This window comes from Lelliottia sp. (assembly GCF_045627565.1).
In the GTDB taxonomy this organism is placed as follows: Bacteria; Pseudomonadota; Gammaproteobacteria; order Enterobacterales; family Enterobacteriaceae; genus Enterobacter.
Map to the genome: position 1 here is coordinate 169,397 of NZ_JAZQNX010000026.1, position 12,393 is coordinate 181,789.

At 53.7% G+C, this 12,393-nt stretch carries 13 protein-coding genes and 2 pseudogenes; 8 read left to right on the top strand and 7 right to left on the bottom strand.

Annotated elements, in window-relative coordinates:
- Nucleotides 1-137: 137 nt before the first annotated feature.
- Nucleotides 138-1,076, top strand: coding sequence for a DMT family transporter (locus ACKI5T_RS14855; RefSeq protein WP_407438396.1), 939 nt, complete (start codon nt 138-140; stop codon nt 1,074-1,076).
- Between the two features lie 39 nt (nt 1,077-1,115).
- Here the strand turns inward: ACKI5T_RS14855 and ACKI5T_RS14860 are convergent, their stop codons facing one another.
- Nucleotides 1,116-1,748, bottom strand: coding sequence for an OapA family protein (locus ACKI5T_RS14860; RefSeq protein ID WP_407438398.1), 633 nt, complete (start codon nt 1,746-1,748; stop codon nt 1,116-1,118).
- A gap of 254 nt (nt 1,749-2,002) precedes the next feature.
- Between ACKI5T_RS14860 and fklB the strand changes: the two genes are divergently transcribed.
- Together fklB and cycA are read left to right on the top strand one after the other, a co-directional pair.
- The gene (fklB, locus tag ACKI5T_RS14865; RefSeq protein WP_012015790.1) at nt 2,003-2,623 is read left to right on the top strand and encodes an FKBP-type peptidyl-prolyl cis-trans isomerase; all 621 of its coding nucleotides are present in this window, start codon (nt 2,003-2,005) and stop codon (nt 2,621-2,623) included.
- Between the two features lie 307 nt (nt 2,624-2,930).
- Entirely contained in the window at nt 2,931-4,340 is a 1,410-nt protein-coding gene (gene cycA, locus ACKI5T_RS14870) for a D-serine/D-alanine/glycine transporter (protein WP_407438400.1), read from the top strand.
- 67 nt (nt 4,341-4,407) lie between these two features.
- Here cycA and ytfE read toward each other — a convergent pair whose 3' ends face one another.
- Entirely contained in the window at nt 4,408-5,070 is a 663-nt protein-coding gene (gene ytfE / locus ACKI5T_RS14875; RefSeq protein WP_407438401.1) for an iron-sulfur cluster repair protein YtfE, read from the bottom strand.
- Nucleotides 5,071-5,320: 250 nt separating this feature from the next.
- Between ytfE and ACKI5T_RS14880 the strand changes: the two genes are divergently transcribed.
- Entirely contained in the window at nt 5,321-6,970 is a 1,650-nt protein-coding gene (locus tag ACKI5T_RS14880) for a methyl-accepting chemotaxis protein (RefSeq protein ID WP_407438403.1), read from the top strand.
- 37 nt (nt 6,971-7,007) lie between these two features.
- Here ACKI5T_RS14880 and ACKI5T_RS14885 read toward each other — a convergent pair whose 3' ends face one another.
- The 3 genes from ACKI5T_RS14885 to ACKI5T_RS14895 all read right to left on the bottom strand — a co-directional run bounded on the left by ACKI5T_RS14885 (nt 7,008) and on the right by ACKI5T_RS14895 (nt 9,803).
- Entirely contained in the window at nt 7,008-7,973 is a 966-nt protein-coding gene (locus ACKI5T_RS14885; protein ID WP_407438405.1) for a DMT family transporter, read from the bottom strand.
- Between the two features lie 75 nt (nt 7,974-8,048).
- Nucleotides 8,049-8,873 (bottom strand): AraC family ligand binding domain-containing protein, encoded by an 825-nt coding sequence (locus tag ACKI5T_RS14890; RefSeq protein ID WP_407438407.1) that lies wholly within the window; start codon nt 8,871-8,873, stop codon nt 8,049-8,051.
- 81 nt (nt 8,874-8,954) lie between these two features.
- On the bottom strand, nt 8,955-9,803 hold the full coding sequence (locus ACKI5T_RS14895; RefSeq protein ID WP_407438409.1) for an SDR family oxidoreductase: 849 nt from the start codon (nt 9,801-9,803) through the stop codon (nt 8,955-8,957).
- Nucleotides 9,804-9,886: 83 nt separating this feature from the next.
- Between ACKI5T_RS14895 and ACKI5T_RS14900 the strand changes: the two genes are divergently transcribed.
- Nucleotides 9,887-10,273: a helix-turn-helix domain-containing protein gene (locus ACKI5T_RS14900; protein ID WP_012015797.1), complete on the top strand. Its 387-nt coding sequence runs from the start codon at nt 9,887-9,889 to the stop codon at nt 10,271-10,273.
- Nucleotides 10,274-10,314: 41 nt separating this feature from the next.
- On the opposite strand, the gene ACKI5T_RS14905 is transcribed toward ACKI5T_RS14900, so the two are convergent.
- Together ACKI5T_RS14905 and ACKI5T_RS14910 are read right to left on the bottom strand one after the other, a co-directional pair.
- Nucleotides 10,315-10,833, bottom strand: a complete 519-nt coding sequence (locus tag ACKI5T_RS14905; RefSeq protein ID WP_407438411.1) for a helix-turn-helix domain-containing protein — start codon at nt 10,831-10,833, stop codon at nt 10,315-10,317.
- 23 nt (nt 10,834-10,856) lie between these two features.
- Nucleotides 10,857-11,150, bottom strand: a complete 294-nt coding sequence (locus ACKI5T_RS14910) for a hypothetical protein (RefSeq protein ID WP_407438413.1) — start codon at nt 11,148-11,150, stop codon at nt 10,857-10,859.
- Nucleotides 11,151-11,326: 176 nt separating this feature from the next.
- Between ACKI5T_RS14910 and ACKI5T_RS14915 the strand changes: the two are divergent.
- The 3 genes and pseudogenes from ACKI5T_RS14915 to ACKI5T_RS14925 form a co-directional block, all read left to right on the top strand.
- Nucleotides 11,327-11,500 (top strand): annotated as a pseudogene (locus tag ACKI5T_RS14915) (alpha/beta fold hydrolase); the annotation flags it as partial.
- Nucleotides 11,452-12,053: pseudogene (locus ACKI5T_RS14920) on the top strand (FMN-dependent NADH-azoreductase). The pseudogenes ACKI5T_RS14915 and ACKI5T_RS14920, both read left to right, overlap by 49 nt.
- 3 nt (nt 12,054-12,056) lie before the next feature.
- Entirely contained in the window at nt 12,057-12,365 is a 309-nt protein-coding gene (locus ACKI5T_RS14925) for a YciI family protein (protein ID WP_407438414.1), read from the top strand.
- The last annotated feature ends 28 nt before the right edge of the window (nt 12,366-12,393 follow it).

Sequence of the window (12,393 nt, forward strand, 5' to 3'; positions counted from 1 at the left end):
GCGTAAAAACGCCGGCCTTGTGTCGGCGTTTTGCTTTTTGTCTCACCGCACCTCTCACAACTCTCCCTGTAGGGTAGCAATTGCTGCCGTAATCTCTGATAATGAATTGAAACGTCATTTTATTTTTGAGAGTTGCCATGAACTCCGCTCCGCCTGTGCCCGTTTTTGCCCGTAAAAATGTTGCTTATGCCTGCGCGACGTTATGTTGTCTGCTGTGGGGTAGCTCTTATCCGGCAATCAAAAGCGGTTATGAACTCTTCCAGATAGCCACCGATGATATCCCGTCTAAAGTGGTATTTGCCGGTTATCGTTTTCTCTTCGCAGGGCTGTTACTGCTGATCTTTGCGCTCGCCCAGCGTAAACCCATCGCCAGACTTACCCCGCGACAGTTTGGGCAGCTCTCTCTGCTGGGACTGACGCAAACCACGATTCAGTACACCTTCTTTTATATTGGCCTTGCGTATACCACGGGCGTGAAAGGTTCGATCATGAACGCCACCGGGACCTTTTTCAGCGTCCTGCTGGCGCACTTTATCTATCAAAACGACAAGCTCAGCTATAACAAAACCATTGGCTGTATTCTGGGGTTCGCGGGTGTGATGCTGGTGAATTTCAATAGTGGGCTGATGGACTTTAGTTTTGTCTGGCAAGGCGATGGTTTTGTGGTTCTGGCCGCCTTTATCCTCTCTGCCGCCACGTTGTACGGGAAGCGTATCTCTCAAACGGTCGATCCCACCGTGATGACCGGCTGGCAACTGGCGATTGGCGGACTGGTGCTGGTAGTGGGCGGCTATTCGACGGGCGGGACGTTGGAAGTGCACAGCATGGAGGCCGTCGCAATCCTGGGTTACCTGACGCTCTTATCTTCCGTCGCTTTTGCGCTATGGAGCATGTTGCTGAAAGTTAACCGCGTCAGCATGATCGCCCCGTTCAACTTTGTCATACCTGTCGCAGGCACGGTGCTTTCGGCCATTTTCCTTGGCGAAAATATTCTGGATATCAAATATGCTATTGCGCTGGTGCTGGTGTGTTCAGGAATCTGGTGGGTAAATAAGGCGAGTAAAAAAACAGTTTAAAAAGTCGGCCCGGTGAACGTTGCGTCACCGGGCGGAGAATTATTTCGCGCGGATAAAACTCCCGTCTGTCTGGCGAGTGAATAACACCTGTTCGCCATTTCCAGTATCAATCGTCAAACCCGTCACCACGCCGCTGGCATTTTGGCGGATCTGAACCATCTGACCGTTTTGCAAATTGCTGAGCGGTTTCCCTGCCCCTTCTACCTGCGCCATGGAATAGACGTCCGTCGGTGGCAAATTGTGGTCGCGGAATAGTTGCGCCATCGTCTTTCCCGGCTCAACGCGATACGAACGCCATTGCTGATCAATACCCGTAGGTTGCTGTGCCTGTGGTGCGGCGGCTTGTTCCTGAGGCTGATCGTCCTGGATCGGTTCAGGTTCTACCGGCGCGACTTGTCCGGGATCGTTTGACGGCGTCACCAGCTGTGTCTGCATGGGCTGCTGATCGCGCTGTGGCTGTGATTGCGACTGGATATCCAGCTGCGCGTTGCGGCTCGCTGGCACGGTATCGCTGTCATCGCCAGAAGGAAGCAGGAAGCCCACCACCACCAGCAGGGCGGCAATGATAATGCCTCTGCGATGGAGGTTCGGCAGCGGGTCCATGATGCGAAAATTGTCTGGCGCATGCCAGATTTTCGCCAGGGTAGGTTTCAGTTCAAATCGCCCGGGCATGGCTCTCCTCCTGCTCCGCGTCTTTTTACCCGTCATCCACGGGTCGATATCCTGTTCTCAGAAGTATAGTTCGCTAACTGCCTGAATGGCGTAGCAAAGCCGCCTTCACTGTCCCACGTTTGGGAAAAATCCTGGTACGCCCTATTGTTTCTGTTTCGCGGCGGTTTGTCATCTTAACTTAAGACAAAGTTTTACCCGTAAGGGCGTGGCTGCTATGCTGCCCGCTACTTTAAATGTGATGGAAGGAAACCCCCATGACCACCCCGACTTTTGACACTATCGAAGCGCAGGCAAGCTACGGTATCGGTTTGCAGGTAGGACAGCAGTTGAGCGAATCCGGCCTGGAAGGACTGTTACCTGAAGCGCTGGTGGCGGGTATCGCTGACGCGCTGGAAGGCAAACAGCCAGCAGTGCCAGTAGACGTTGTTCATCGCGCACTGCGTGAAATCCACGAGCGTGCTGATGCCGTTCGTCGTGAGCGTTTTGAAGAAATGGCTGCTGACGGCGTGAAATATCTTGAAGAAAACCGTGAACGCGAAGGCGTGAATATCACCGAATCTGGCCTCCAGTTCCGTGTAATTACTCAGGGCGAAGGCGCAATCCCGGCGCGCACCAACCACGTTCGCGTGCACTACACCGGTAAATTGATCGACGGCACCGTGTTCGACAGCTCCGTTGCGCGTGGCGAACCGGCAGAATTCCCGGTTAACGGCGTGATTCCTGGCTGGATCGAAGCGCTGACCCTGATGCCGGTTGGTTCTAAATGGGAACTGACTATTCCACAAAACCTGGCATACGGTGAGCGTGGCGCGGGTGCATCTATCCCACCATTCAGCACCCTGGTCTTTGAAGTCGAGCTGCTGGAAATCCTGTAATCGACGCGCTTTTCCTCTCCCGCTACGGGAGAGGAAAATGCGTGATAAAACCTAATGTTACAGCGATATCAACATTTTATTTTGCATATGCACGCTTTGCGTGTATTTTTGTGAACTGTTTTGCATTGTACAAGTGATATGACACTCACTTTAAACATATTATTAACATAATCTCTAATTCACAGTATTCATCCTGCCGATTCTTACCTACTATCGACGAGTCCTTGTATCAGGGATCGTCGCGTTTTGACGTCATTAAAGGCCAGAAGAGCCTAAACAACACAGACAGGTACAACAGGAAAATCACATGGTAGATCAGGTTAAAGTCGTCGCCGATGAAGAGGCTTCGTCTGAACAGTCGCTGCGGCGCAATCTCACAAACCGTCATATTCAGCTTATTGCCATCGGCGGTGCCATTGGTACCGGGCTGTTTATGGGGTCAGGTAAAACCATCAGTCTTGCCGGGCCATCCATCATATTCGTCTATATGATCATCGGTTTTATGCTTTTCTTTGTGATGCGAGCAATGGGTGAATTGCTGCTCTCGAATCTCGAATACAAATCTTTTAGCGATTTTGCCTCCGATCTGCTCGGACCGTGGGCGGGCTATTTTACCGGCTGGACTTACTGGTTCTGCTGGGTCGTGACCGGAATGGCCGATGTCGTCGCCATTACCGCGTATGCGCAATTTTGGTTCCCCGGATTGTCAGACTGGGTCGCGTCGCTGGCGGTGATCGTGCTGTTGCTGAGCCTTAACCTTGCAACCGTCAAAATGTTCGGTGAGATGGAGTTCTGGTTCGCAATGATCAAAATCGTCGCGATCGTTGGCCTCATCGTGGTGGGTCTGGTAATGATCCTGACACACTTCCAGTCGCCAACCGGCGTTCAGGCGTCGTTTTCCCATCTTTGGAATGACGGCGGCTGGTTCCCGAAAGGCCTGAGCGGATTCTTCGCGGGCTTCCAGATTGCGGTGTTTGCCTTCGTGGGCATCGAGCTGGTGGGGACAACGGCGGCGGAAACCAAAGATCCTGAAAAATCCCTGCCACGCGCGATTAACTCGATTCCGATTCGCATCATTATGTTCTACGTGTTTGCGCTGATCGTAATTATGTCCGTGACGCCATGGGGTTCCGTGGTGCCAACGAAGAGCCCGTTTGTCGAGCTGTTCGTCCTGGTGGGGCTGCCCGCTGCGGCAAGCCTGATTAACTTTGTGGTACTGACCTCTGCGGCGTCCTCCGCGAACAGCGGCGTGTTTTCCACCAGCCGTATGTTGTTCGGTCTGGCACAGGAAGGTGTTGCCCCAGGCGCATTCGCAAAACTGTCTAAGCGTGCGGTTCCTGCGAAAGGGCTGACCTTCTCCTGCATCTGCCTGCTGGGCGGTGTGGTGATGCTGTACGTGAATCCGAGCGTGATTGGTGCGTTTACCATGATCACCACGGTATCCGCGATACTGTTCATGTTTGTCTGGACGATCATTCTTTGCTCGTACCTTGTGTACCGCAAACATCGTCCGCAGCTGCATGCGTCATCCAAATATAAAATGCCGCTCGGCAAACTGATGTGCTGGGTATGTATGGCGTTCTTTGTGTTTGTGCTGGTGTTGCTGACGCTGGAAGATGATACCCGTCAGGCGCTGATGGTCACGCCGCTGTGGTTCATTGCGTTGGGTCTCGGCTGGCTGTTTATCGGTAAGAAACGTATGGCCGGTATGCGCTAATGAAAAAAGGCCACGCGAGGTGGCCTAAAGCAAGGACTTCCAACAAGACGCTCTCGGGCGTCTTTTTTTATTCGCCTGCGAGGGCTCGCGGGAATAAGACGTTGTTTTCGAGGCTGATGTGTTCCATCAGATCGTCGATCAATTCGTTAATGCCGTTATACATCGCTTTCCAGGTGGTACAAGCATCCGCAGGCGGCGTCACGTTGTCGGTGGTGTGCTTAATCACTTCGAGCAGTTCGCCCGCATCATCATGCTCACTTTCCATCACGCTGATAGGGCCCATCGCCTGGCTGCCCATTCCCTGTTTGATCATCGGAAAGAGGATTTGCTCTTCTTTCATCATGTGGCTGGAGAGCTCTTCGTGCAGCATGGTCAGGTATTTTGCCAGTCCGCGCGGTACAGAGGCTTTATCGGCGTGCACACGCTCGACTTTCGTCGCTTGCAAAATCAGCTCAGGCAACTGTTCGCGATGGCGATCGTGATAGCGCACGATGATGTGATCGATGATTTCGCCAAGCGCGACCGTGCGCCAGTCTTTGTCGATGGGCTGCTCGGCCAGTTGTGCCAGTTCAGCTTCAATCGCTTCAACATCCAGCTCCTTACGCAGTGCCGCACGTGCCAGCGTTTGCTTACCGCCGCAGCAGTAATCCATGTCGTATTTACGAAACAGCGCAGAAGCACGCGGAATGGAGAGCGCCAGCTCGCCTAAAGGTTGGTCGCGAAAGGCCATCAGCAGTTACCTCATCATCAATTGTATAAGGTGCATTTTAAATGCATCTTTAGGAGAAGGCTATAACCCTTTAGTGGCAAACATCAAAACGTGAGCTTCATCACAAAATTATTTTAAAGTATTAAGGTGCTGAATGGATTTGAGAAATTCAGAAAGTGTGGTTATTCGAGAATTTACAGCGTTAAACAACCCAGCGCGCCTGCCGATAGATACACGTCAGACAATATCCTGCATATAACAAAGGCATACAATGTTTAAGCGTATTAAAGTTATCACACTACTTGTTTCGGTGTTGCTGGTGCTGGGTGCCATGCAAATTATCTCTGCAAGCGTATTCATAAATGCGCTGAATAATGACAAAGACAATTTCACCGTTTCACAGGTCTCCAGTCAGAACGTTGCAGAATTTACCGACGCGTGGATCAGCCTCAACCAGGCGCGCGTTACCCTTAACCGCGGCATGCTCCGCCTGCAAAGCAGCACGGCGAGTCAGATCAACGGCGGACAGCTCAGTGAGCTGGTTGCCACGGCGAAAAACCTGCTGGCGAACGCGCAAGGTCACTACGACAAATACTACGCCTTGCCAGAAACGCCGGGGATAGATGAAAACCTGGGTAAGCAACTGGAAGAGCAATATCGCATCTACTCGTCCACGCTGGCGCAAATGAACAGCTTGCTGGCGCAGGGCAATCTGGACGATATGTTCAAACAGAATGCCGAGAAAAAGCAGCAGGCGATGCAAAAAGTGTATCGTGAATGGCGCGAAGCGCAGGCTAAGCTGACCGACAAAGGGATCGTGGATAACGAAAACGACTATCAGCGCATCCTGTGGATCCTCTCCGTAATTATGATTGTGGTGGTGGGCGTAATTATCACCAGTTGGATCGCAATGCGTCGCGTGCTGCTCAAGCCGCTGGACGAAGTCATTAGCCATATCCGCGCGATTGCCGCAGGTGATCTGACGCAGCCTATCGACGCCCACGGTAAGAACGAAATGGCCGTGCTGGGGCGCAACGTGCAGGAAATGCAAACCGCGCTGGCGAACACCGTCGGCGTCGTGCGTGAAGGCGCAGATACTATCTTTACGGGCGCAGGTGAAATTTCTGCAGGCAGCAACGATCTCTCTTCCCGTACCGAGCAGCAGGCCGCTTCTCTGGAAGAAACCGCTGCCAGCATGGAACAGTTGACCGCGACCGTGAAACAAAATGCGGACAACGCCCGTCAGGCGTCACGACTGGCAAAAGACGCATCTATCACCGCTAAAAAGGGCGGAAATGTAGTAGAAGGCGTGGTGCGTACGATGGATGAGATCGCCACCAGCTCCAGCAAAATTGCGCAGATCACCAACGTCATCGACGGTATCGCTTTCCAGACCAATATTCTGGCGCTCAACGCAGCGGTAGAAGCCGCACGCGCAGGCGAGCAGGGACGTGGTTTTGCCGTGGTTGCCGGTGAAGTCCGTACGCTGGCGCAACGCAGCGCCCAGGCAGCGAAAGAGATCAAAGCGCTGATTGATGATTCCGGCGAACGCGTCAGCGCAGGTTCTCAACTGGTTAACGAAGCGGGCAGCACGATGGCTGAAATCGTCAGTGCCGTCACGCGCGTGACCGACATTATGGGCGAAATCGCTTCCGCCTCTGATGAGCAAAGCCGCGGTATCGATCAGGTTGGTTTGGCGGTTGCGGAAATGGATCGCGTGACTCAGCAGAACTCCTCGTTGGTTGAAGAGTCCGCCGCGGCCGCCGCCGCGCTGGAAGATCAGGCGGCTCGTCTGAACGAAGCGGTTGCGGTGTTTAAAATTAACCGTGGTCGGGCTGTGAAAGCCGCGCCGGTTAAAACCTTCGCAGCGAAGGTCAAGCCGACGGCAACGGTTTCTGACGGTAACTGGGAAACGTTCTAAGTATTTGCCCGGCGGCGCAACGGCTGCCGGGCATTATTCAACTCGGCGAAACCGGAACGACCGTGGGTTTTTCCGGTTTGGCTTTTACCGCGATCACAACGCCAATCACCAGCAGCGCAATCCCGCAGGTCGTTAACAGCGGCGGCACGCTCTCGCGCATCAGGAAGGTATAAAGCAATCCGGCGAGCGTTTCGAAAACGATCAGCGGCCCCAAAATCACCGTCGGCAATTTCTGGCTGGCGATGTTCCAGCACAACGCACCCACCCACGAACACAACACGGCGATGGCGACCATCAACCCCACAAACACCCACGGCCTCGGCCCAAACGGCAGGGCAAACTCCGGCTGCTGAAGCCCTAACCATCCGCATGCGGCGAGGTAACCCACCAGCGAAACGGGCAGTGTCACCAGCGCTTGCGCAGTCGCCCACATCATCGGGTTTTTATCTGGATTTTCCCGCAGCCATTGAGCGTTACGCAGGGCATACCACGCCCAACACACCACAGAAATCAGCGCCAGTACGATGCCTGAGCCGTAGCGCCACGCGCTCATCCCGGCCAGTCCATGACGCAACTCCGCAATATTCACGCACGCCAGTCCCGCCGCAATGCAGACCAGCGCAGGCAGCATTTTTGACCACGCCAGCTTGCCGTCACGGTGGCTATACAGGAGGTTGGCGAACACCGGGATCACCACGGGTAACGTGCCGATAATCATGGTCGATACCGGCGCGCCGGTGCGCTGAATGGCGCTTGCCAGACACACGTAATAAATCAGATTTCCCATCATGGTCAGCGCCAGCGCGGTCATCCAGTCTTGACGACGTAGCTGACGCAAACGCGCACGGCCCAGCCAGGCCAACGGCAGAGCGATCAAACCCAACGCCAGATAACGCCCCATCGACTGCAAAACCGCCGGATATTCCGGGACGATCAGCGGGCCGACAAAAATCAGTCCCCACATCAAACCTGCAAGCAAGGCATACAGCACGCCGCTAATCATTTTTCCCTCCACGACCTATAAACCAGCGTGAAGTGTAGGAAGACCAACGCCTGGCGTATTGTATGAGATTGCGCATTAGCGCTGGGCGACCTGTTTTTGATAGCGCACGGGCGTAATGCCGTAGCGATGCGTAAATGCGCGGGTGAGATGCGATTGATCGGTCAGTCCGGTAGCCGCCGCCACTTGTGCCGCGGGCATACCGTGGGTGAGAAACGCTTTGGCGCGCCACAGGCGAATCGCCATCAGCATTTGATGCGGCGTTACGTGAAAGTGCGCCTTGAATTGACGCTGGAAATGATACGGACTCAGCGACACCACGCGTGCCAGCTCGTCGAGCGTCACCGGATGCATATAATTGTCGTGCAGATAGTCGCGCGCCAGCTCAAAGCGGTGTGCGCCTTCCTGAATTATCGGCGCATGGCGAGCCAGCGGCTTAAAGGTGTCGATCAGATCCAGCAACAATCCCTTTTGCGCCAGCGGATCGTCCGTATGCCAAAGGCCATAAATTAGCTGGCAGAGTTGCTGTGAGCGCTGCGGATCGTGGCGCGTCACGTCGCTAAACCACCAGTGGCGAATCCCGGTCACCTCCTCCAGTAAATCAGGCTCAAGATAAACCATGCGATAGCGCCAGCCGTCGTCCGTGGCGGATTCGCCGGTATGCAGCTCGTCTGGATTCATGGTGACGACGGAATGGACGGGGGCGACGTATTGCGTGCCGCGATAGCGAAAGCGCTCGGCACCGGCTTCAATTGCGCCGATTCCGAAGGCTTCGTGAGTGTGAGGCTCAAAGGCGTAGCGAGAGATATGGGCGTGATACAGCTCGACGCCCGGCACCTGCGCCAGATGGCGAAAGCGCGCGCTGTCTCTCTCATCGATGAACTGTTCGGGTACGCCTTGCACGGTGAGCCTCCTCGTGGGTCATCTTTTGATTATCAGAGATGACCCAGGGGGATGCCACAAAAATTAACCTGCGCTTAACCGTTACAGAACGCTTTTCACGCTTTCCGCCAGCGGCCTAGTGGCGCGGCCAATCAGTTTGCTCAGCGTATGGCTATCGTCAAACAGACCGCCTTTAGACGCGCCGGTATCAGAGTCGGCCAGTATATCCGCCAGACCTGCGGGTAATCCCACGCCCTTCAGCGCCGCGGCGAAATCCGCTTCGCTCAGGTTCTGATAAACCACCGGTTTGCCGCTCTGTTTGCTCAGCTCGGCCGCCAGCTCGCTTAGCGTCCACGCGCTGTCGCCAGCCAGTTCGTAGACATTGCCTGCGTGACCGTCTTCTGCGATGACTTTTGCCGCCGCAGCGGCATAATCCGCGCGGGGGGCCGCAGCAATTTTACCGTCACCGGCAGCGCCGATAAACACGCCGTGTTCAATGGCAGGTGGTACGCTTGCCAGATAGTTCTCGGTATACCAGCCGTTACGTAGCAGGGCGAACGGGATACCAGAATCTGCCAGCGCTTTCTCGGTCGCGACGTGTTCATTGGCCAGGCCGAGTGGTGATTTATCCGCATGCAGCAGGCTGGTGTAGGCGATAAATTTCACGCCCGCCGCTTTGGCCGCATTGATAACATTCTTATGCTGCGGTTCACGCTGGCCGACTTCGCTGGACGAAATCAGCAGCAGTTTTTCCACGCCCTTCAGCGCCGCAGTGAACGCCGTCTGGTCGGTGTAATCCGCCTGACGCACGGTGATGCCTTGTTTGATCAGCGCATCGGCTTTTGCCGGATTACGCACAATAGCCACAATCTGATGGGCAGGAACGGTTTTCAGCAGATTTTCGATAACGTGTTGGCCAAGCTGGCCGGTAGCGCCGGTAATCGCGATCATGAGGAACTCCTTCGTGTTTGTCTGGTGTTGTGGCACACTATCACTCTAGCTAACTTATAGTAAGTACGTACAAAAAGGTAAGTATGAAATCAACCCTTCCGACGCTCAGCGAGCAAATGCGCGACGGCAATCTTTTTGCCGAGCAGTGTCCATCCCGCGATGTGCTCAAGCATGTCACCAGCCGTTGGGGCGTGCTGATTCTGGTGGCGCTGCGGCAGGGGACGCACCGGTTCAGCGATCTGCGCCGTAAAATGGGCGGCGTCAGCGAGAAAATGCTGGCGCAGTCGTTACAGGCGCTAGAGCAGGATGGGTTTGTGAATCGCGTATCTTATCCGGTGGTGCCTCCGCACGTTGAGTACAGCCTGACACCCCTTGGCATAGAGGTGAGCGAGAAGGTGGCCGCGCTGGCAGACTGGATTGAGGTGAATACCCCGCAAGTACTTACTAACCGGGACGAACGCGCAGCGTAAAGGCGTTGAGTTGTGGTGCCGGTCTGATGAGCGCCAGACCGTCAGTCTTCGTTGCGGGTGAGATATTCCTGTTTGCCGAATTCGTGGCAAGGGATCTCAAACCCTTTCCGTTCTGGCGTTGAACCCTTCCCGGTAACGGTCTGGAGACATTTCCATGACGCCATTGAAGGCGCCGTTTCATCTTTGTATCCGTACGCGCTCGCCACCTGAGAAACGGTGCTTAGCGCGCTTTCCAGCAGGATATGGGCGGTTTCGATTCGAACGCGAGTGATAAAACTTTTAGGGCTTTCCTGATTAAGTGACATCATTTTGCGATGCAGTGTTCGGGTCGTCATATTGAGCGCCTCGGCCAACGCTTCCACCGAGATAGAAGGGTTCTGATAACGCACCAGATGCTCAGCTTTGATCAGCAGCGGATGTCTTGAATTATGGAATCCACCGGGAGCGTAGAGCTGCTGTGATAACGGCTGGCTGTCAGCAACCCCGCCTCTGCCAGGACAAAGCTCCCGGCGCACGCGCCTGCAATACAGCTTCCCTCTGAATATTTCTCTTTCAGCCATGCGGCGGCCTCACCAACAGCCTCTTATGCGAGCGGGTATTTTTGGTCGTCCAGCGGCATACCGCTGGCAATAATCACGTCAAAGGACTCGGGGTCATCAAACGCGCCATCGCTCTCAATTAACCTGCCCTGAACATCCGTGACCGGTTTGCCATCACGGGTCACTATTTTCACATCATAAAACGGTGTCTCTCTGGAGAGATGCGTATTGAGCGTGGGATTTTGCGTGATGACCTGATTTGCCAGCCAAAACATATCTGCAAGCCCGGCGAGGGCCGATCTCATGCTGTATGGCAGCGCCAGCAATCCTATTCGCACGGGCTCATTCCTGAATAAAGAAAGATGTCTGATTTTCCCTGAAACCTGTCATTAACGACACTTCATGTGCCGCTTATCAGGCCGTTAAACTGATGAAAATTTATTCTATCCCCCGCAGTGAGGAGAGTCTGATGCGAGACCGACTGACAACGTGCATGCAAAAAGGGTTTTTGCTTATGTGCCTGCTGATGCTTTTTACCGCTTCTCTTCATGCGAAGGAGTTGAAGATCAAAAATATCGTTCTGGTTCATGGTGCTTTTACTGACGGTTCAAGCTGGTCAGCGGTGATTTCTATTCTGCAATCAAAAGGTTATCACGTGACTGCGGTGCAGAATCCCTTGACCTCGCTGATACAGAAACTGGCGCATTTAAACAGGTCACTTACCGCGATCTTGTTAAAGACGAAATAGGCCATCTGACGGGCGAAATTGCCGCCGGATTCCGACCCGTTCCCGGCAGCCCATCGGTGAGCATCGAACAGGCCGCTGAAAATCAGGTCTCTAACACGCTGATAAAAGAGTTTGTGGAGAGGGACGTTATCGTTATTGGCGCGCCGATGTAAAACTTCTCCGTTTCCAGTCAGCTAAAAGCCTGGATCGACAGAATAGCCCAGCCGGGTAAAACATTTAGCTATACCGCTAACGGCCCCGTGGGGCTTGCAGGCGGCAAGAAAGCCATCATCGTCTCAGCGAGAGGGGGGGCTATCACAACACCCCTCTGGAAAAAATGGATTTTCAGGAGCTGTATCTGCGTCACTTTATGGCTTTCCTGGGCATTGATCGGGTGGAATTTATCCGCGCTGAAGGTGCATCAAAAAGCGAAGAGGTGAAGCAACAAGAAATATCCCGCGCTATAGCGTCAATCCCCCAGGTTATTCATACTGTTTTAAATGATGAGGAATAAAATATGTTGCATGCCGTAACGTTAACGTATTTGCATCATGAAGAAGACATTGCACGACATCTTGATGCACATAAGCAATGGCTCATCAGAGGTTTTAAGGAAGAGAGAATTGTTTTTGCGGGGCCTTTAAGCAATGGCTCAGGGGGATATATTCTATTTCACGGTGATAATAGCGACAGCGTACATCACTTCCTGAAAGACGGTCCTTTTGTCGAACATAATGTTGTCAGTGTGACTCTGGTCAGTATTGAACCAACATTAAGCAGCAAAGATTTCCCCGGGAAAGGGTCAGGGAATTCAAATGCTATATAAGATCTTTTAAAATAACCGCTCCGTATAT